This is a genomic window from Rothia nasimurium, from assembly GCF_035916755.1.
Taxonomy (GTDB): domain Bacteria; phylum Actinomycetota; class Actinomycetes; order Actinomycetales; family Micrococcaceae; genus Rothia.
The window spans coordinates 67,610-86,613 of the sequence record NZ_JAYWIX010000002.1; the positions used below are offsets into that span (position 1 = coordinate 67,610).

Sequence of the window (19,004 nt, forward strand, 5' to 3'; positions counted from 1 at the left end):
TTAGAAAGATAAACCTATGAGCAAGATTTCCTTCCGCTCACCAGCTACCGAGGCCACCGGCGCCGTCGCCATCAGCGTCCGCAAGGGCAAAGCTACCCTATCCAAAACTCTTACCCTCACCGGCCTGGCCCTTGCCACCTTGCTGGTCTCAAACATGCCCGCTAGTGCAGGCCCCGACGACGGAAAAATCGTAGCAACCCAAGCCCATATCGATGCCCCCCAAACCGTCTGGGAAAATAACAGCTTCAGCCTCTACGCTAAGATGGCCAGAGGTGGACAAAAAGATGCGCTCATCCCCTTTGACCAGTCCGTACTTTGGGTCGGCAAGGGCTGGTCAGTTCCCAGCCGCTGGAGCGGCCCCGTAGCGCTCAATCAGTACATCTTCACCGTCCCAGACTCACCTACCGCCAGCTTCCTAGGTGAACCCGGCCAGCACCTCTATATGGCTCCCGCCCTGCCTACCGGCAACCACAACCCCACCTGGACGGGATACGGAGCAGACATCAACATCCCCGCTGAGCAGTTCCGCGACAGCACCTTTACTCTTGACCTGCTCGACGTCAATGGCCCCGGGACCGTCGAATTTTTCTCCTACCGCGAAGGCCGCTACCCCCGAGATATGGAACGCATGCTCAGCTCCGCTGACCCCGACTTCCAATCCGTGCAGCTCACCCCCGGCGCCCACACTCACAACTACACCACCTTCTCCCGCCCCGGCCGCTACGAAATTACCTACCGCACTGTAGCCCGCTCCCACGACGGTAAAACCATTGAATCCAAACCCACCACAGCTGTCTGGCAGGTAGGAGGCCAAAAACCCCTGGAAGGTGACGGTACCGCCACCAGCACCAGCGTCCGCCAGGCCTACGACCAGGCCCCCGCCGCAGATTTAGCCACAGCAGGCTACAGCCTGACCTTGGAACCCAAAAAGAATCAGACCCAAGATGGCGATGATAAACTCACCGACATCACCTTCACCGCCCTCAATGGCGACCTCAGGGGCACCCTAAGTCTCTACATTAATGGCTACTTCCTCACTGACCTCGCCGTCACTGAAGGTGCCGCCACCTGGTCAGAAATGCTCGGCTCGCTGGACTCGAAGATTCAGGCAGTTTTTGTTCCCGAAGGTAAGCAGGACGCCCGCTGGATTAGCCCCGTCCTCGCCTACACCCCCGGTTCCACTGCCAGCCTTACCTCAAGCCAGGGTGAAGGTAGCTGGCCGCAAGAAGAGAACGATCCTGCTAACACCACCCTGCCCACCGGCCATTACACCCCTAGCAGTGGCGACTACACCATCAGTATGACTCCCTCAGGTATCGAGGACTACAACAGGGTCGATATACGCTTTGCTGACCCCAAGTTCCGCGGCTTCATCAACGGTGGTATGTATGGTGAAGCTGGTGATAAAAACCCCTGGTCAGGCTGTAACGCCCACATCGATAACGGCCTTGCCACCTGCTATCTCACTGGAGACAGCTGGCTCAATAACTCCCACGCTATCTTCACGGTAGTACCCCACCCCGATATGAATGCCCGCAGCCAAACCCACCACCTTACCGACAACTACCAACTCGGGCAAAGCTACCAGGGTAAGGGCAGTCTAGAGCTTGATCTCAGCAGTACCCCCAGCCTGCCAGCCTCACCCCCTGCTGACCCCACCGCTAGCCCCAGTCCCACACCTGCCCAGCCCACATCAACAGCCCAACCCACAAACAGCCCAAGCCCCACCCCTATAGGCTCTACTAGCCCGGCTTCCAGTAACCCATCAGCCCAGCAGTGCCTGGCGCCAGGGCTAGAGAATCGCTACCTGATTTCTGAGGGACATATCGACATCAAAGCTAACCTAGCGGGCGGTGCCCTCAGCCTAGCCCTCAAAGACGACAGCGGCGCCATCGACCGCCGCACCATTGAGCGTTCCCTAGAAGACGTTGTGCTGGCAGTCCGCGAAAGCGCTAAGTTCCCCCGCACTGCCCAGCTTATGGACCCAGCCCTAGATTTCCTGGGTGAAGAGGGGAGCTTCTTCTACGGCCTACCCCAGACCCAACAGACCGGTCTGCTCTGGCCCGGCTGGAACACCCAAGACATTGACTACTCCCAGCTGGCAGGGCCCGTGACCCTGCACCTACTACCTCATGAACAACCCGAGGGGGGAAACTACGGGGTCTACGAGCAGGACTTCGCCGGCAAAGTCAATATGCTTGCTGACAGCTTCACCGGTGACACTGCCATTGACGTAGACTTCGCTACCCACGTACACGCCAACTGGGTCTTTAGTCAGCCCGGCACCTACACCTTCGATGTGTATTACAGCGCCCCCTTGCCCGACGGTACTCAGGCTAAGAGCCAGACTCAGCGCATGGTCTATGCGGTAGGGGAGAAGGCAATCCAGAACTGCCTCACTGCCGCCCAAGCCACTCCTGCTTCTGAACCCACCTCTGCCCCTGAGCCTACCGGCCAGTCATCTTCCCAGCCCAGCGCTGAACCTACCTCTGCCCCTGAGCCTACCGGCCAGCCATCTTCCCAGCCCAGCGCTGAACCTAGCTTCCAGCCTACTGGGCAGGCCAGTATCATGCCCACAGGGCAGTCGACGGTTGGCGCCGATGAGTCTGTTCCCGCCCCTAGTGGAGACGCGAGCCCACCAGCCACTGGCGGTCAGAATCAGCAGGCCACAGGGGGTAAAGGAAGCTTGGCCTCAACCGGTGCCCCGGTGATGGGGATCGTTGCCGCTGGTGCCCTGGCCGTGGGAACAGGCGTCCTGGCCCTGCGCCGTCGTCAGCGCTAGCTGTCACCTACCCTATCTTCAACGCATGTACCTCGGCCAAAAGCCGGGGTGCATGCGTAAATGGGGATAGTTAGGGGCACAAGCACCGGGCCTGCTGGGGCTGGCTTGTGAAAGCGGAGCCTTATAACACTGTGGTGTTGAAAAGCAGGCCTAAAAGGTAGGTGGTCAGGGCGGCCCCGTAACCAATAGCTAGCTGACGCAGCCCCCGCTTGAGGGGTGAAGCGCCTGAAAGTAGGCCCACCACGCCGCCGGTGACCATCAGGGCAAAGCCCACCAGCAGCATAGAAATCAGCATGGCCGCCCCGCCCGACAAACCGAAAATATAGGGCAGAATCGGGATAAGGGCGCCGGACGCAAAGAAACAGAAGCTTGAGGCTGCAGCCCCCACGTCGCTGCCGAGCGCACCGTGGGCGTCCTCGGGGTCCTCCCCTTCAATATCATCGCGGAAGGAGAGCGAGGGGTCACAGTCGCAGGTGAAGTAGCCGAAACGTTCCATGGCACGGTGGCGGGCGGCCTCCTCGCTCATGCCGCGGGCCTTATAGATTAGTTCCAGCTCATTCTGGTTAATGTCGAGCTGGTGAGCAACATCGAGAGTAATCTGGGTGGGGCGGGAGGCGTCTAGGAGTTCACGCTGGGAGCGTACCGAAACGAACTCACCTGCTGCCATAGAGAGGGCGCCAGCCAGTAGGCCGGCAACGCCTGAAAGAAGCACCATGGAGCTGCTCACGCCAGAGGCGCCCACACCCATAATGAGAGCAGCGTTCGATACCAAACCATCGTTTGCGCCGAAGACAGCGGCGCGGAAGTTGCCCGAGAGCTTCTCGCGGCCAGAGGTGGAGAGCGCTCGAATAATCTCTTCGTGAATCGCCTCGTCGGCGGCCATAGCTTCGGTGGCATCGGGGTCTTCCGCGTAGGGGGAGCGCCCCTCAGCGCGCTGGGCTAGGGCGAGCACAAAAACCGACCCAAAGTTCTTAGCAAGAAGCTGCAGGAACCTGGCGGAGATAGATGGCTTGGGCTCAGGATGGGCGTGCTCGCCTAATAGTTCCCGCCAGTGATTTTGGTGGCGCTCCTCAGCCTGGGCAACCTCGCGGAGGATTTCTGCTTCTTTTCCTTCGGCACGCTCTGCCAGGGCGGCATAGATGCGAGCTTCTGAGATTTCTTCAGCCAGGTAGCGGCGCCAGCGGCGAATCTGGGCGCGACTGGGCTCAGGACGCTGGTGGCCGGGTGAGGCGGGGGAATGCGAGGTGGCTGCTGGCATGGTGTTTACCTTTGGTCAGGAGCCGAAGGTGGGTGGGCTGGATGCACTTCGGCTAAGAACGTACGTTTTTAGCCGAAAGTCTCGCTCGCCGCCTCTGAAGAAGAAACGGTGGTTTACCGGGTGCCTATCTGTGTGGGCTACCAGTGTGTCGATAAACCGCTTTAGCGCTGTGGTGGGCATGTGCCTGCGCCGCTGGGAGCTACTCCCCTTCGCTGCACACTACTTTAGCGACAGTGTATCGCCGAGGCAAAATTTTTTTTGGGCTCTGGAATTAGCGAAGGCGGGTTTTTGCTATTGCGATGGCTGTGGCGGGATGCCTGTGTTCTGGCAGGTCAGCCATGCTCAGGTAAGGCTTGCATAAGGTGGCTATAAGGTGTTCCAGCAAGTCAAACGAGGTTTTGCTTATTATGAATTAATCATAATAATGCTTGAAAGGGCTGCTGCGAGTGCGTAGGCTAGAAGTACAGCAAGCCAGCCGGAGCTTTGAAAAATACCGGTTATCCCCCTCGAAAGGAAGTCTCACTCATGAGCAAGTACGCATCATTCACCGTTCCCGGTCTCACTGAAGAATCAGGCCACCACGTAGCTGATGTACTGCAGCTTCGCCTGCACGCCCTGAACGACCTGCACCTGGTGCTTAAGCACGCCCACTGGAACGTCGTCGGCCCCAACTTTATCGCCGTTCACGAAATGCTTGACCCCCAGGTCGACCTGGTACGCGGCTTCGTTGACGCCATTGCAGAGCGTATGGCCACCATGGGCGTGGCTCCCAATGGCCTCTCCGGCGCCCTGGTCGAGAAGCGCACCTGGGCTGAATACGACGTGGACCGTGCGGACGCTCTGACTCACATCCGTGCCCTAAATGAGGTTTACAACGTTGTAGTTGAAGACCACCGCGCAGCTATCGCCAAGGTGGGAGACATCGACCCCATCACCGAGGATCTGCTCATCGGCCAGACCGCTGAACTGGAACTGTTCCAGTGGTTCCTGCGTGGCCACCTTGAAGACGGTCAGGGCAACCTCAAGTAAGTCTCAGAGCTTCAACGCTTGAACCACGCGCTAAAGGCGGGTCTATCGCACGATGGACCCGCCTTTTTCTGTGCGGCAATGTACTTCTTAGCCTTCGACCAGCGCCTGAATCTTTTCGAGGGTGAGTTCCGTGTGGGCATAACGGGCATGGCCCAGGTGCTCGGGTACCTCGGTCATGCCGGGCACGACGACCACTTTCATGCCTGCGGCCATAGCGCTCTGAGCGCCAGAAGCAGAATCCTCTACGGCAACACAGTTAGCGGGATCTACCCCTAAATTACGGGCTGCAAGCAGATAAGGCTCGGGGTCGGGCTTAGCGTGAGTGACCTGCTCATCGGTTACCAGGGTTTTAAAAAGCCCCTCCGGCGCCAGCTTGGCGGTGTTGGCGGCAACTTCGGTAGTCGCGTTGGTGACAATTCCTGCGGGGACGCCCGCTTCGGCTACCTGCGCCAAGAGCGCCTCAATGCCGGGTAGCAACTCGACCCGGGCGTCCTTCAGCAGCACCGACATCTTTGCCTTGAGACGATCGTAGAGCTCATCGGCGGGAGCATCTGCACCCAGCTCCTGCATACGGGCAAAGGTCACCGCGGCGGGTTTACCCAGGGCCATGAGCGTATCTTGTTCGGTCCAGTTAGCACCAAACTCGGCAGCTAGGGCAGTTTTTGCCTCAGCCCAGAGAGGTTCGGTATCTACGAGGGTTCCGTCATGGTCAAAGAAAATAGCTTCAAGTCTGCTCATATACACCACCCTACCCGCCTTTGCAGGCTGGCGCCCGGTTAAGATGGGTGGGTGAACCAAGAGCGCTCCCTCACTACCTCAGACCACTTGCCCGCCCACCCGCGCCTGCGACGTCCGCCCAGCTCTGCGTGCCGGGTGCTCGCCTACCTGCTGGTGCCCTTGGCTTTTGTGTCGGCCGCCTGGATTACCGCCGGGCGTGCCCTCTTTGGGGCAGCAGGGGAGCTGGTGCCCATCTATGCGATATCGTTTGGGCCAGCCCTGCTGATCATTCTGCTGGTAGCTGCCCTGTTTTCCTTCAAAGAAATGTCACTCCAAGAAGCCGGTCGGCGGGCTGGTCTGCCGCCCATCACCGCGTTGGTTGCGGCATCTACCTGGGTGCTCGCCGGATTCTTTGGCATGGTGGCTCCTGACCGACTTGAGGGGCAAAATATTTCAGCTGCCGCTGCTCTGCTGGGCCCCGACGTCATCGGGCTGTCCGCTGCCTTTGGAAATACCAGCGGTATTCTCACCTTCTCCTTCGCCATCGCCACACTACTGCTGGCCATGAGTGACTACCGAAAAGCGCGGGCTCTCACGCGTGGGCTGGACGAAGCAACCCGCGAACGCCTCGAACGAGAAGAGTCCATGTACGATTTTCTCGACTAGAAAAGCACCACAGACCCCTTAGAGCCCTAGCTTCTTCAGCCAGCCGGTGAGCACCTCGGTGGCGGCGGCAGTGAGTTTTTCGGCGTAAAGGGAGGCTTCGCGGCGAATGACCGCCACATCCTGCTCAGAAGCCCTAATGTAGTCGGCATAGGCGATGAGCCACTGCTCGATGTGGCGGGGGTTGACCTCAAGATGGAACTGGAGCGCCAGCGCGTAGGGGTGCCCCGCGGCGTCCTCTAGGGTAAAGGCCTGGTTCTCGCATATCTGGGTGCGAGCTAGGCTGGGGGAACCCTCTGGCAGAGTAAAGGCATCGCCGTGCCAGTGCAGGACGGGGGTGTTGCCCAGCGGCGCGAGAACAGATTCTTTCCCGGCTTCGGTTAGTTCCACCGGGGAATAACCCAGCTCGATGGCGCCGGTGGGGTCAACCTTGGCACCTGCGGCTAAGGCAATCTGCTGGGCTCCCAGACAGATACCCAGCACGGGTTTCTGCGCGGTAATGCGCGCCTTGATGAGTTCTACTTCTTCAAAGAGGAAGGGGTAGTCCTGTGTATCGTTCACGCTGATGGGGGCACCCAGAATAATCAGTAAATCTGCCTCGCGCACCTCGGGGGTGTTGAGCGCATCAATACCGGCGTCACGATATTCGACGTTAAAGCCGCGCTCAATGAGTAAATCTTCAAAGATACCAAGGTCTTCAAAGGCAACGTGGCGGACGGCGTAGACGGTGCGGGTCATGGTTCTCCCTGTATGTGAAGCGATTGACAGATAGCTTACCTGAGGGAGGGGCCTACCTTATAACCGCTGGACGCAAGACTCTGCCCGCCTGCCAAGAGAAGAGCAACCGGTAAGGCCGCTATGAGAAGACGGCGGATGAGAAGAAGAACATGGGAGTCCTCCATAGGCTGGTTGCTAGCAACATGAAGCAGACTTCCTGTTTAAATCTAGTTTAGAAATATTAGGCAGGTCAATGGCTGGTTAATGCTGGGCGTGAAAAATTTCTTGTAAATATCTAGTGCAAGTAAGTTGAGTGTAGTAGACTCAAGTTAAAGCTGAGTGGAGTACACTCAAGTATGAGCGAACTACCTACGCAAAAGGTAAAGGAGAACAATGAACGCACAATTTACGACCAAGAGCCAAGAAGCGCTCTCGGCAGCCAATATGAACGCCCAAACCGCGGGCAACCCCACCCTTGACACCTCCCACCTGCTCAAGGCCCTCATGGACCAGCGCGAGGGAGTGGCCGTGGCCGTTCTTAAAACCGCAGGTCTCGACGTTGAGGCCATCTCGCTGGCAGCCTCCACCGAGATTTCTAAACTCCCCAAGGTGCAGGGCGCCTCAGCCGCCCAAGCCCAGCCGAGCTGCGCCGTCCTCACCGCCATTCAAACCGCCCAAGCTAAAGCCGCCCAGTTCGGCGATACCTATATCTCCACCGAAATCCTGCTGCTGGCGCTCACCGCCGGTGATGACGCAATCGCCCGCGCCCTGCAGCAGGCCGGAGCCACCGAAAAGACCATTGAAGACACCATTCCGACCGTGAGAGGAGACCGCACCGTGACCACACCCGACCCCGAAGGAACCTTCGGCGCCCTAGAACAGTACGGCACCGACCTGACTGCCGTTGCCCGCGAAGGTAAGCTCGACCCCGTCATCGGGCGAGACAGCGAAATCCGCCGCGTGATCCAGGTGCTCTCCCGCCGCACCAAGAACAACCCAGTGCTCATCGGCGAACCGGGCGTCGGTAAAACCGCCGTCGTTGAGGGCCTGGCCCAGCGCATGGTCTCCGGTGACGTGCCCGAATCTCTGCGCGGCAAGACCCTGATATCCCTCGACTTGGGGGCCATGGTCGCCGGTGCCAAGTACCGCGGCGAGTTCGAAGAGCGCCTCAAGGCTGTGCTGGAAGACATCAAGAAGTCCGAGGGGCAAATCGTCACCTTCATCGACGAGATTCACACGGTCGTTGGGGCAGGTGCCTCCGAAGGGTCCATGGACGCCGGCAACATGCTCAAGCCCATGCTGGCCCGCGGCGAGCTGCGCTTGATCGGTGCCACCACTCTCGATGAGTACCGCGAGAACATTGAAAAGGACGCCGCCCTCGAACGCCGCTTCCAGCAGGTCTACGTGGGTGAACCCAGCGTCGATGACACCATCGGTATTCTGCGCGGCCTCAAGGAACGTTACGAGGCCCACCACAAGGTTGCCATTGCAGACTCCGCCCTGGTGGCTGCCGCCAACCTGTCGAACCGCTACATCCCCTCGCGTCAGCTGCCCGATAAGGCCATCGACCTGATCGATGAGGCAGCCTCCCGCCTGCGTATGGAAATCGATTCGGCCCCCGAGGAAATCGACGCCCTGCGCCGCGCCGTTGATCGCCTGACCATGGAAGAACTGGCCCTAGCCAACGAGACCGACCCCGCCTCCGTTGAGCGCCTTGAAGCCCTGCGGGCAGATATGGCCGACAAGAAGGAAGAGCTGGACGCCCTCAATGCCCGCTGGGAAGCTGAAAAGGCAGGTCTTAACCGCGTGGGCGACCTCAAAACCCAGATCGACGAGCTGCGTTCCAAGGCAGAAGTGGCCCAGCGCGAAGGCAACCTGGCTGAAGCCTCCCGCGTACTCTACGGCGAAATCCCCGCCCTCGAAGCCGAATTGGCCGCAGCCCAGCAGGCCGAGAACACCGCGTCCGAAGAGTCCATGGTCTCTGAAGAAGTAACCGCCGACGACATCGCCGAGGTGATTTCCTCCTGGACCGGCATTCCTGCCGGACGCATGCTCCAGGGCGAATCGGAGAAGCTCCTGCACATGGAAGACGAACTGGGCAAGCGACTCATCGGCCAGCGCCAGGCAGTCACTGCCGTTGCCGACGCAGTCCGCCGCTCACGTGCAGGCATCGCCGACCCCGACCGTCCTATCGGCTCCTTCCTCTTCCTCGGCCCCACCGGTGTCGGTAAAACCGAGCTGGCCAAGGCCCTGGCCGAGTTCCAGTTCGACGACGAGCGCGCCCTGGTACGTATCGACATGAGCGAATACGCCGAAAAGCACGCCGTTGCCCGTCTGGTCGGTGCTCCTCCCGGGTACGTCGGCTACGAAGAGGGCGGCCAGCTCACCGAAGCTGTACGCCGCCGCCCCTACTCGGTCGTGCTCCTCGACGAGGTCGAAAAAGCCCACCCCGAGGTCTTCGACATCCTGCTCCAGGTACTCGACGATGGGCGTCTGACCGACGGCCAGGGGCGCACCGTGGACTTCCGCAACGTCATCCTGATTTTGACCTCCAACCTGGGCTCCCAGTTCCTGATTGACCAGAACCTCGATGATGAAGCCCGCAAGAGCGCCGTCATGAACACCGTGAACGCCAGCTTCAAGCCGGAATTCCTCAACCGCCTGGACGAGGTCATCATGTTCGAGCCTCTATCAGCTGATGACCTAGCATCCATCGTAGGCCTGCAGATCGCCTCGATGGCCCGCCGCCTGGAAGACCGCCGCCTGACCTTGGATGTCACCGACGCCGCCACCGAGTGGCTGGGCCTTGCCGGCTACGACCCGGCCTACGGCGCCCGTCCGCTCCGCCGCCTCGTGCAGCGCGAAATCGGCGACCGCCTGGCTAAGGGAATCCTGGCCGGCGCCATCAAGGACGGTGACACCGTGCGCGTGGACGTCAACCCCGACGTCGCCGTGGACGGGCTGGTCGTTACTGCCGAGTAAAAACGGGGAATGACCCTATTGTTTCTCTCTTGACCCTACGGATTATCTCGGGGTCAAGAGAGAAACGATAGGGGCTTTGTCTTTTAAACTGGAAGAGTGAACCAGACCCAGCCTGCACCCAACACGATCGATACCCGATTTGCCGGGGCGTCCGCGTCCATCACCGCGCACGCCGATATTGCCGCCACCCACGCGGCAGCCCTGCGCTCCATCGACCGGGTGGTGGCAGAAACGGCCCAACCCACCGACCCGCAGGTAGCGGCGGACGGCGTCCGGCAGCTTCTTCACCAAGGGCAGGTTCTGGTGCTCACCGGGGCAGGAATCTCCACAGGCTCAGGGATCCCTGACTACCGTGGCCCCGCCGGGTCATTGCGCAACCACCGGCCCATGACCTACCAGGAATTCCGTTTCGACGAGGTGGCGCGGCAGCGCTACTGGGCCCGTTCCTTTGTAGGCTGGCGGACGATGAACCGGGCCCGCCCCAACACCGCCCACTACCTGCTCGCAGACCTCGAAGCCCAGGGGCACCTTGCCGGGCTGATTACCCAAAACGTGGACGGCCTGCATACCGCCGCGGGGTCCCGTAACGTTCTCCCCTTGCACGGGGACCTCTCCTGCATCGAGTGCTTAGACTGCGGGACGGACGAGAGGCGCACCTCCCTGGATGCCCGCATCGAAGCCGCTAACCCCGGCTACCTCGAACGCCTTGCCAGCACCACGCTGCAGGTTAACCCCGACGGTGACGCAGAGATCGACGCCCGTTTTATCCAGGATTTTCAGATGGTCGGCTGCCTGGCCTGTGGATCCACCAAGCTCAAACCCGCCGTGGTCTACTTCGGTGAGCCTGTGCCTCCTGCCCGCAAGCAGGCCGTGAAAGAACTGGGGGAGCAGGCACGCTCCCTGCTGGTGCTCGGCTCATCTCTGGCCGTGATGAGCTCCTACAAAATCGCCCTCGACTTCGCCCGCGCGGGCAAGCCCATCGCCGTCATCAACCAGGGCCCGGGCCGGGCGGACGCACGTGCCACCTACCTCTGGCGCGCCGACGTGACCGACGCCCTCTACGCCGTTACTGCCCCGCATGAAGGCATCTAAAACTTTTTCTTCTGTGAGTATCACCAGGTCAAAGGCACTGAAGGGGCTGCCTGTAGGTACTCATAAGTGAAGGCTAAGTACAACACAGGCTAAACACAGACTCTGGGAGAACACTGGTTATCAAGCAAAACAAGACCAGATACACCCCTCGGAGAACTCCCGTGAACACCATTATCACAGCAGCTGCCCTTGACCTCGTCGCCATCCTGATTCTGTGCGGCATGTACGTGGCCCGCCACCGCCGCCGCGACCTCGTCGTCTCATACATCATCATCAACGTGGGTGTCTTCGCCGTCACCGTCGCTCTGGCTACCGCCGACGCCACCAGCGCGGGCATGGGCATGGGCCTCTTCGGCGTACTGTCCATCATCCGCCTGCGCTCCACCGAGCTCGACCAACGCGAAGTCGCCTACTACTTCGCAGCGCTCGCCCTGGGCCTACTCATGGGTATCGGCCTCGAACCCATCGGGCTGGCTATCGGCCTCTCCGCCCTACTGCTGGCCATCATGTTCGTGGTTGACCACTCCAAGCTCATGACCACCCTGCGCAGTCAGACCATCATCGTCGACCGTGCTATTAGCGACGAAGAAGAACTCAAGGTCTACCTCTCAACCCAGCTGGGCTACAGCATTGAGAACGCTACCATCGCCGAGCTTGACCTGATTAACGACAAGACCATCGCCAATATTCGCTACACCGTGGGGGACTCTAAGAAGACTCTGCCCACCACCGGCTCCCTCACCAGCGTGCGTTAGTAGAGAGTGGCGAGTAGGACGCCCGCACCCGCTGTACTTGCCAGGGGCAGGTAAGCAGGGGGGCGGGCGTCCTTATTTTTTACCCATTGACAAGTGGAAATAAAAAGTTTGGCGTACATAAGTTCAAGCTAAGTTCACCACAGCTTAAACATAGCTTCGCCCACCAGACTGTTAACAACAGCCCGAACAGAGCACGAGAGAAAGACCATCATGACTGCTACAGCCTTCACCCAGAACACCGCAACCACCCTGGTACCGGCCCACTGGCCCGGCATCAGCCTGGACGAACTGAACGCCAAAGCAGCCATGCAGACCCGCGTTGACCGCAAGTACATCGTCGACGGCCTCTACGCCGCAGCGGTACTTTCCAACCTGCCCGCCGAGGCGTCCGTACTCGAAATCAACGGCGAACGCGACTTCGCCTACGATTCGGTCTACTTCGACACCGAAAACCTGGATTCCTACAAGCTCGCTGCCACCGGTCGTCGCAACCGCTACAAGATTCGCACCCGCTCCTACGTAGACACTGGCGACACCTTCCTGGAAGTCAAAACCGAGGGCGCCCGCGCGGTCACCGTCAAGGAACGCATCCCCTACCCCTCAGCCGACCGGGCCTACCTCAACGCCGCAGGCCGCGACTACGTCGAAGAATCCCTGCGCGGCCTCATCGATGCACCGGCAACCGCCTTCGAGCCGATTCTGACCACTGCCTACCGCCGCACCACCGTGCTGCTACCGGCGTCCGAACACAACCCGGTTGACTCCCGCATGACCATCGACACCCACCTGACCTGGACCCCCATGAGCGAACGGGCCCTGGGGCTTCACTCCCAGTACGAGGTAGGCACCGACTACACCGCAGCCGGCATGGTCATCATCGAAACCAAGTCGGGCTCCGCCCCCTCGGTAGCAGACAAGCACCTGTGGCGGGCAGGCATCCGCCCCTCCAAGATTTCAAAGTTTGCCACCGGCATGGCAGCCCTCAACCCCGATTTGCCCTCCAACAAGTGGAACCGAACTATCGCCCGCAACATGTACCTACAGCCGGTCGAAGCCGAAGCCCGCTTCGCGGCCCTGGCCAGCTAGCCCCACAAACTTTCCACAAACTAAGGCCAGAAAACAAAGGAAAAACCCATGAAGATGCCCGCAACCCTCACCAAAGCCCTGACCTCCGTAGCCCTGGTCGGCACTCTTGCCCTGGCAGGCTGCTCTGCAGGAACCACCGCAAGCTCCAGCACTTCAACAACCACTTCCTCATCAAGCTCAGCTGCGGCAACCGCTGTAGCCACTGCGTCCGGAACCACCGTAGCCTCCGTGATCAGCTACGACACCCACTACGACGCAGACGACCTCACCTGGGACGCCTCAACCGAAGCCACCATCGACCTCTCCAACCCCACCGCCACCGACAGCGTGACCGTTGAAAACGGCGTCATCACTATCACCGCCTCCGGTAACTACCGCCTCACCGGCACCCTGGCAGACGGGCAGGTTGTGGTCGCAGCCGGTGAAGAGGACGTCGTACGCCTAATCCTCGATAACGCCTCCATCACCAACAGTGACGGGGCCGCCATCGACGCCGAAAGCGCCAACGAAACCATCATCTACACCGAAGCTGGCACCACCAACACCATCGCCGACGGCTCTACCTACGCTGCAACCGGCACCGAAGACCCGGACGCCGCCCTTTACGCCCGCACCGACCTGACCCTGGCCGGTGAAGGCACCCTGACCGCCACCGGTAACTACGGCGACGGCATCGCCAGCGGCGACGGCCTCACCATCGCAGGCGGCACCATCAACGTCACAGCCGCAGACGACGGTATCAAGGGTAAGGACTACGTTGACATCCTCGGTGGCACCATCAACGTCACCGCCACTAGCGATGGCATCAAGGCAACCAATGACACCGACGCCGAACGCGGCTGGGTACGCCTGCTGGATGGCACCGTCACCATCAGCGCAGGTGACGACGGCTTCAAGTCAGAACGCGAACTTGAAATCGCCGGCGGCAGCCTGACCATCGAAGAATCGGTCGAAGCGATCGAAGGTCAGTACCTGACCATCAGTGGCGGCGTCACCAACGCTACCAGCTCCGATGATGGCCTCAACGCCACCATCCCCTCCACCGACTCCACCTCAACCACCACCTCCGGTGGCGGCATGAACCAGGTCGTTGACGCCTCCATCGCCATCACCGGTGGCGAACTCACCCTGAACATTGAAGGCGACGGCGTTGATTCTAACGGCACTGCAAAAATCTCAGGTGGCACCGTCATCGTCAACGGCCCTTCCACCGGCGGTAACGGCGCAACCGACGCCGCAGGCGGCCTGACCGTCACCGGCGGCACCCTGATTCAGGGCGACTCCGGCGATATGTTCGAGGGTATGGAAGGCACCTACGCCCAGTTCTCTGCCAGCGTCTCAGCGGGTGATACCGTCACCGTCACCAACTCCAGCGGCGAGGCCGTAGCAGAGTACACCTCAAGCAAGACCATCTCCCAGGTGGTCGTAGCAGGTAGCTCCATGACCGAGGGTGAAACCTACACCATCAGCGTCAACGGCTCAGAGGGCGGCACCGTTACCGCAACCTCCGGTGCTGCTGCAGGTGGCATGGGCGGCTTCGGCGGCCGCCCCTAAGGCCCCATAAACTCAGCCGGCGAGCTGACACTCGTACCTCATTCTTTCGCCGGCTGCCCTACTGCTCCGCGTCACCTCTTTCTGGTCGGGTGGCGCGGAGCTTCTCTTTGCCAGGAGGGGAGTTGCGTAAAATAAAACGACCGTTCTCTATATTTTTGCGGTTTTTAGTAGTTTCTTACATCTCATGTGGCGAACAGGCAAGCAAAGACGCGCAAAAACATGTACCCTTAGATACAGAAAAGACTGAAAGTTTTTCTGGCACACCCCTGCGCGCACGCGGGTGGCCAGATACGAGCGATAAAGAGGGGGTCTCGCCATGGGGCGCGGCCGTCAGAAGGCTAAAGCAACTCGGCAGGCTCGGGAGATGAAGTATTTCAGCCCCGATACCGACTACACTGCACTTGAGCGAGAGCTCAGCAAGAATGCTGGCTCTCAGTCTAAGTCGTCCGGTTATCAGTACGATGACGAGGACGATTACTCGGAATACGCAGACAAGTACGCCGACGATTATCAAGAGAAGTAACCCGCGTAGCACCACGCGGGTTCTTCCCGAATCATTTTTCTAGCCCGCCACCGCCCGCCGGTGGCGGGCTTTTGTGTGGCAGCGGTTGCAACATGTTGTGGCTACCGCCAAATGTGGCAGTGGCGCCGCCACATTTGGGGGTCAGCGCCGCAGTTAGAGAAGGGTTAGCGGTGGTGGGGGGGGGAGGGACACGGACGTCCGCGCTCGGCTAGGCGCGTCGCACAGAGCCGTCCGTCTTCGCAGCTCCTGGAGCAGTGCCGATAGTCGCAAAGCTGTCAAGCCCTGTGGACGATTCTTAACACATAGCGAGGCCGCTACGACATACAGGCTGATAAGGGCAAAAAATAGCTGAAGTTATCCACAGATTTACCGCCTCCTCTAGAAAACGTGAGGTCTGGTGGTCAAGGTAGTGGGTATGAGCAGGATATACGATCAGATCAAAACCTCATCGGAGCTGCAAGACGAAGGTATCAGCTCGTCCGAAATTTCTCGGCGGTGTCGACGGGGTCTACTATATAAGATTGCAACAAATGCCTACACACAGGTGCAGACGTGGCAGAGTTGGGATGGCCGCCACCGGTTTATGGCCCAGCATGTGGCGTTTATGAAGACGCACCCTCAGTATGTGCTGAGCCATTCATCTGCAGCTCTTTGGTGGGGAGCGCCTTTGTTAGAAGCACCCGCGAAGATGTGGGTGAGCAGCGCTTCTTCTGCTGTGCGGTCAAAACCGGGGGTACATGTGAGTAGGTCGCGCAAAGAGATCTGTGACCAGGCAGTACTGAATCAGGGGCTAGCTGTGACTACGCCTCTTCAGACGATACTTGACTGCTGCCAGAGTCTTCCTTTTTTGAGCGCTTTGTGCGTTGCAGACTATTTTCTGCACCACCGTTTAGTGCCAGCTGCCGAGCTGCGGAGTGCCCTGCTAAAAAGCAGCGGTAGGTATTCGAAACAGCGTCAAAAGATAGCTGAGTATATGAGCGAAAAATCTGAGTCACCTGCGGAGACGGTTGCACGGTATCTGGTGATTTCGTGGGGTCTGTCTCGGCCTGAGGAGCAGAAAGTTATTTGGGTGGGGCGGCGGTACTATCGTCCTGATTTTTTGTGGGAGGATGCCAAGGTTGTCCTGGAGGTCGATGGAGACGTGAAGTACTCGGGAGCTTATGGGCAGCCGGACCATGTGCTTCAGAAGGAGGTTATCAGTCAGCGTGACCTTGAGCTGCGAGGCTATCGTTTTGTGCGTGTTAGGTGGAGCGACCTGATGAATAACCCTGAGCTTGTGCGAAAGAACCTGGTGGATAAGGGCGTCCGCTGATGGGTGTTGGCCCAACATGTTGTGGCTACCGCCAAATGTGGCGGTGGTGCCGCCACATTTGGGGCTCAGCGCCACAGTTAGAGAAGGGTTAGCGGTGGGGGAGGGACGCGGACGTCCGCGCTCGGCTAGGTACGCTCGGTTGCAGTCACAGCTGGGTCATAGGTTAGACAAGCCTGCGTCATGGGTTAGCCGCTCATAGTTGAAGGTATGAACAACAGCGCAGACCAGAACACCCAGCAGACCCAGGCAGACCAGAAGACCAGCTGGATCAAATCTAAGACCACCCGCCGTACCGCCCTCATCGGCGGTCTGGGCCTCTTGGGCACCGCAGGCCTGGGTGGCGGCTGGGCCTACAACCGCTACCTGCGTGATCACACCGAAATCTCAGACGTAGCAGCCTACGAAGCCCAGGCAGCTTCTAACAGTACTACCAGCGCTGCGGCGGCGTCCGACACTGAACTGACCAACATGCAGGTGACCGATACCGGCGTCACCGCTGATAACGGCTCCATCGTCCTAAACACCATCGTGCTTAACGAGGGCACTAGCGACCAGATCACAGCCTACACCGCGGAGGTCAAGCTGGGGTCAGCGAGCATCCTGCGCTCGGCCTTCGCCAACAACCAGTTCGGCCTGAATATTGTGCAGAACCCCAGCGAAATGGCAGAGACTCACAACGCTATCTGGGCTGTCAACGGCGACTACTACGGCTTCCGCGAAACCGGCATCGTTGTCCGTAACGGCGTGGTCTATCGCGACTCTCCTGCCCGCACCGGCCTCGCCTTCTACGCCGACGGCAAGGTCAAAATCTACGACGAAACCGCCACCACCGCCCAGGCCCTCGTCGATGAGGGAGTGCTCAATACCCTCTCCTTCGGCCCGGCGCTGGTGGAGAACGGCACGATTCTCGATGGCATCGAAGACGTTGAGGTCGATACCAACTTCGGTAACCACTCTATCCAGGGCGAGCAGCCCCGTACCGCTGTCGGCGTCATCGGCACTAACCACCTGCTCTTCATGGTGGTCGACGGCCGCTCAGAGGGTTACTCCCGCGGTGCCACCATGACCGAGTTGGCTCAGATGATGATTGACGCCGGCTGCACCACCGCCTACAACATTGACGGTGGCGGCTCTTCGGTCATGCTCTTCAACGACTCCCTGGTCAACAACCCGCTCGGTAAGGGCAAAGAACGCGAAACCAGCGACATTCTCTACATCGCAGGAGCCTAAACGCCATGCTGATTCTGATTCCCGCCTACAAGCCCGATACCTCCCTGGTGCGTCTGATTGAAGACATAGACGCCCGTGCTAACGCTGAGGGCGCCACTGCCCGCGTGCTGGTGGTCAACGACGGCTCCGGCTCAGACTTTGCTCCTATCTTTGAGCAGGTCGAGCAGCTGGGTGCTCGGCTTGCCCCCGCACCCTCGGTTGAGCGCCGCTTCACTCGGTCGGGGCTGGTATCGGTGACTGTGTTGCACCTGCTCGCTAACGGAGGTAAGGGCGCAGCGCTGCGGGCTGGAATCTCCTGGGCTCAGACAGAAGCCCCGGGCGAGGTTGTTATCACCGCGGACGCTGACGGGCAGCACCTGCCCGCCGATATCCTGGCCGTGGGTAGGGAAACGGCGATGCAGGCGTCCGCCGGGCAAAAAACCCTGGTGATGGGCATACGCACCATCGCTGACCCAGCCGCCCCCGACACCCGGGTGCCGCTGCGCTCCTGGGTAGGGAATGCTCTCACAGCCGCGCTGTTTAGCCTGTCGACCGGGCAGGAACTGGCTGACACCCAGACCGGTCTGCGCGGACTCACCCCGCAGATTCTGCCCTGGGCGCTAGAGCTTCCCGGCGACCGCTACGAGTACGAGTTCAACATGCTGCTGCGGGCTTCGCGCTTTGGAGTTCAACTGACCCAGGTACCGATTACTAAGGTTTACGAGCCGGGTAACCCCACCAGCCACTTCAACCCGGTGCGGGACTCCCTGCGCATTTACGCCCCGCTGCTGGCATTTTTAGCGGCAAGTTTCTCGGGTTTCATCATTGATACGGTGGCTCTGATGGTGCTGGTTGCCTTGGGAGCGCCCCTGAGCCTGGCAGTCGTAGGCGCCCGCGTAACCTCGGCCCTGTGCAACTTTGCCCTCAACCGCATTGTCATGCACGACGGCGGGCCCCGCCCGCAGACCCACCACTCCCTGGGGCGGTACGCAGTACTAGCTGTAGCGATTCTGGCGACAAACACTGCTCTGCTGGAGGTTCTCACCTGGGTAGGGCTGCCGCTGCTGGTCGCTAAGATGCTGGTTGAGCTGGTACTCATCCCGGTGAGCTTCGCAGCGCAGCGCCGCTGGGTGTTTGCCGATCAAGAGCAGGGCACACCGACAAAGAGCGCGGACGCCGCCCTCCCCGCGCCTGCGCCGGGAGAGAAGGCAAATGAGCAGCAAGCCTTACTCAAGGTTGCCTAATTCTCCAATAGTTATGGACAACGGTGGTGGGGCCGGGGCTGTGTGGGGGGCGCACACCCCGGGGTATGTTCGGGGCGGGGG

General features: G+C 60.1%; 15 protein-coding genes. 12 read left to right on the forward strand and 3 right to left on the reverse strand.

Annotated elements, in window-relative coordinates:
• Nucleotides 1–16 precede the first annotated feature (16 nt).
• Nucleotides 17–2,782, forward strand: a complete 2,766-nt coding sequence (locus tag VSX42_RS02105) for a choice-of-anchor M domain-containing protein (protein ID WP_326502751.1) — start codon at nucleotides 17–19, stop codon at nucleotides 2,780–2,782.
• A 121-nt stretch (nucleotides 2,783–2,903) separates the two neighbouring features.
• On the opposite strand, the gene VSX42_RS02110 is transcribed toward VSX42_RS02105, so the two are convergent.
• On the reverse strand, nucleotides 2,904–4,040 hold the full coding sequence (locus VSX42_RS02110; RefSeq protein WP_326502752.1) for a VIT1/CCC1 transporter family protein: 1,137 nt from the start codon (nucleotides 4,038–4,040) through the stop codon (nucleotides 2,904–2,906).
• Between the two features lie 525 nt (nucleotides 4,041–4,565).
• On the opposite strand from VSX42_RS02110, the gene VSX42_RS02115 reads away from it, so the two are divergent.
• A complete protein-coding gene (locus VSX42_RS02115; RefSeq protein WP_326502753.1) occupies nucleotides 4,566–5,069 on the forward strand; it encodes a DNA starvation/stationary phase protection protein in 504 nt (167 codons plus the stop codon).
• 87 nt (nucleotides 5,070–5,156) lie between these two features.
• On the opposite strand, the gene VSX42_RS02120 is transcribed toward VSX42_RS02115, so the two are convergent.
• Nucleotides 5,157–5,807 (reverse strand): HAD family phosphatase, encoded by a 651-nt coding sequence (locus VSX42_RS02120; RefSeq protein WP_326502754.1) that lies wholly within the window; start codon nucleotides 5,805–5,807, stop codon nucleotides 5,157–5,159.
• A gap of 51 nt (nucleotides 5,808–5,858) precedes the next feature.
• Between VSX42_RS02120 and VSX42_RS02125 the strand changes: the two genes are divergently transcribed.
• Entirely contained in the window at nucleotides 5,859–6,452 is a 594-nt protein-coding gene (locus tag VSX42_RS02125) for a hypothetical protein (protein WP_326502755.1), read from the forward strand.
• Nucleotides 6,453–6,470: 18 nt separating this feature from the next.
• On the opposite strand, the gene VSX42_RS02130 is transcribed toward VSX42_RS02125, so the two are convergent.
• On the reverse strand, nucleotides 6,471–7,187 hold the full coding sequence (locus VSX42_RS02130) for a glutamine amidotransferase (protein ID WP_326502756.1): 717 nt from the start codon (nucleotides 7,185–7,187) through the stop codon (nucleotides 6,471–6,473).
• A gap of 372 nt (nucleotides 7,188–7,559) precedes the next feature.
• Between VSX42_RS02130 and clpB the strand changes: the two genes are divergently transcribed.
• The 9 genes from clpB (at nucleotide 7,560) to VSX42_RS02175 (ending at nucleotide 18,923) form a co-directional block, all read left to right on the forward strand.
• Nucleotides 7,560–10,148, forward strand: a complete 2,589-nt coding sequence (gene clpB / locus VSX42_RS02135; RefSeq protein WP_326502757.1) for an ATP-dependent chaperone ClpB — start codon at nucleotides 7,560–7,562, stop codon at nucleotides 10,146–10,148.
• 159 nt (nucleotides 10,149–10,307) lie between these two features.
• A complete protein-coding gene (locus tag VSX42_RS02140) occupies nucleotides 10,308–11,240 on the forward strand; it encodes a Sir2 family NAD-dependent protein deacetylase (RefSeq protein WP_326502997.1) in 933 nt (310 codons plus the stop codon).
• Nucleotides 11,241–11,401: 161 nt separating this feature from the next.
• A complete protein-coding gene (locus VSX42_RS02145; RefSeq protein ID WP_326502758.1) occupies nucleotides 11,402–11,995 on the forward strand; it encodes a DUF4956 domain-containing protein in 594 nt (197 codons plus the stop codon).
• A 210-nt stretch (nucleotides 11,996–12,205) separates the two neighbouring features.
• Nucleotides 12,206–13,081: a polyphosphate polymerase domain-containing protein gene (locus VSX42_RS02150; RefSeq protein ID WP_326502759.1), complete on the forward strand. Its 876-nt coding sequence runs from the start codon at nucleotides 12,206–12,208 to the stop codon at nucleotides 13,079–13,081.
• A 48-nt stretch (nucleotides 13,082–13,129) separates the two neighbouring features.
• Nucleotides 13,130–14,635 (forward strand): carbohydrate-binding domain-containing protein, encoded by a 1,506-nt coding sequence (locus VSX42_RS02155; protein ID WP_326502760.1) that lies wholly within the window; start codon nucleotides 13,130–13,132, stop codon nucleotides 14,633–14,635.
• A gap of 316 nt (nucleotides 14,636–14,951) precedes the next feature.
• Nucleotides 14,952–15,158 carry a DUF3073 domain-containing protein gene (locus VSX42_RS02160; RefSeq protein ID WP_237185107.1) on the forward strand — a complete coding sequence of 69 codons (207 nt, stop codon included), beginning with the start codon at nucleotides 14,952–14,954 and terminating at the stop codon, nucleotides 15,156–15,158.
• A gap of 973 nt (nucleotides 15,159–16,131) precedes the next feature.
• The gene (locus tag VSX42_RS02165) at nucleotides 16,132–16,470 is read left to right on the forward strand and encodes a hypothetical protein (protein WP_326502761.1); all 339 of its coding nucleotides are present in this window, start codon (nucleotides 16,132–16,134) and stop codon (nucleotides 16,468–16,470) included.
• Between the two features lie 207 nt (nucleotides 16,471–16,677).
• Nucleotides 16,678–17,700, forward strand: a complete 1,023-nt coding sequence (locus tag VSX42_RS02170) for a phosphodiester glycosidase family protein (RefSeq protein ID WP_326502762.1) — start codon at nucleotides 16,678–16,680, stop codon at nucleotides 17,698–17,700.
• A gap of 5 nt (nucleotides 17,701–17,705) precedes the next feature.
• The gene (locus tag VSX42_RS02175; protein WP_326502763.1) at nucleotides 17,706–18,923 is read left to right on the forward strand and encodes a bifunctional glycosyltransferase family 2/GtrA family protein; all 1,218 of its coding nucleotides are present in this window, start codon (nucleotides 17,706–17,708) and stop codon (nucleotides 18,921–18,923) included.
• Nucleotides 18,924–19,004 lie beyond the last annotated feature (81 nt).

What these genes read in the sequence shown, in the direction of transcription:
- VSX42_RS02105 (WP_326502751.1), top strand. Translation starts at nt 17, where the DNA reads ATGAGCAAGATTTCCTTCCGCTCACCAGCTACCGAGGCCACCGGCGCC.
- VSX42_RS02150 (WP_326502759.1), top strand. Translation starts at nt 12,206, where the DNA reads ATGACTGCTACAGCCTTCACCCAGAACACCGCAACCACCCTGGTACCG.
- VSX42_RS02110 (WP_326502752.1), bottom strand. Translation starts at nt 4,040, where the DNA reads ATGCCAGCAGCCACCTCGCATTCCCCCGCCTCACCCGGCCACCAGCGT.
- VSX42_RS02160 (WP_237185107.1), top strand. Translation starts at nt 14,952, where the DNA reads ATGGGGCGCGGCCGTCAGAAGGCTAAAGCAACTCGGCAGGCTCGGGAG.
- VSX42_RS02115 (WP_326502753.1), top strand. Translation starts at nt 4,566, where the DNA reads ATGAGCAAGTACGCATCATTCACCGTTCCCGGTCTCACTGAAGAATCA.
- VSX42_RS02175 (WP_326502763.1), top strand. Translation starts at nt 17,706, where the DNA reads ATGCTGATTCTGATTCCCGCCTACAAGCCCGATACCTCCCTGGTGCGT.
- clpB (WP_326502757.1), top strand. Translation starts at nt 7,560, where the DNA reads ATGAACGCACAATTTACGACCAAGAGCCAAGAAGCGCTCTCGGCAGCC.
- VSX42_RS02120 (WP_326502754.1), bottom strand. Translation starts at nt 5,807, where the DNA reads ATGAGCAGACTTGAAGCTATTTTCTTTGACCATGACGGAACCCTCGTA.
- VSX42_RS02155 (WP_326502760.1), top strand. Translation starts at nt 13,130, where the DNA reads ATGAAGATGCCCGCAACCCTCACCAAAGCCCTGACCTCCGTAGCCCTG.
- VSX42_RS02130 (WP_326502756.1), bottom strand. Translation starts at nt 7,187, where the DNA reads ATGACCCGCACCGTCTACGCCGTCCGCCACGTTGCCTTTGAAGACCTT.
- VSX42_RS02165 (WP_326502761.1), top strand. Translation starts at nt 16,132, where the DNA reads ATGAGCGAAAAATCTGAGTCACCTGCGGAGACGGTTGCACGGTATCTG.
- VSX42_RS02170 (WP_326502762.1), top strand. Translation starts at nt 16,678, where the DNA reads ATGAACAACAGCGCAGACCAGAACACCCAGCAGACCCAGGCAGACCAG.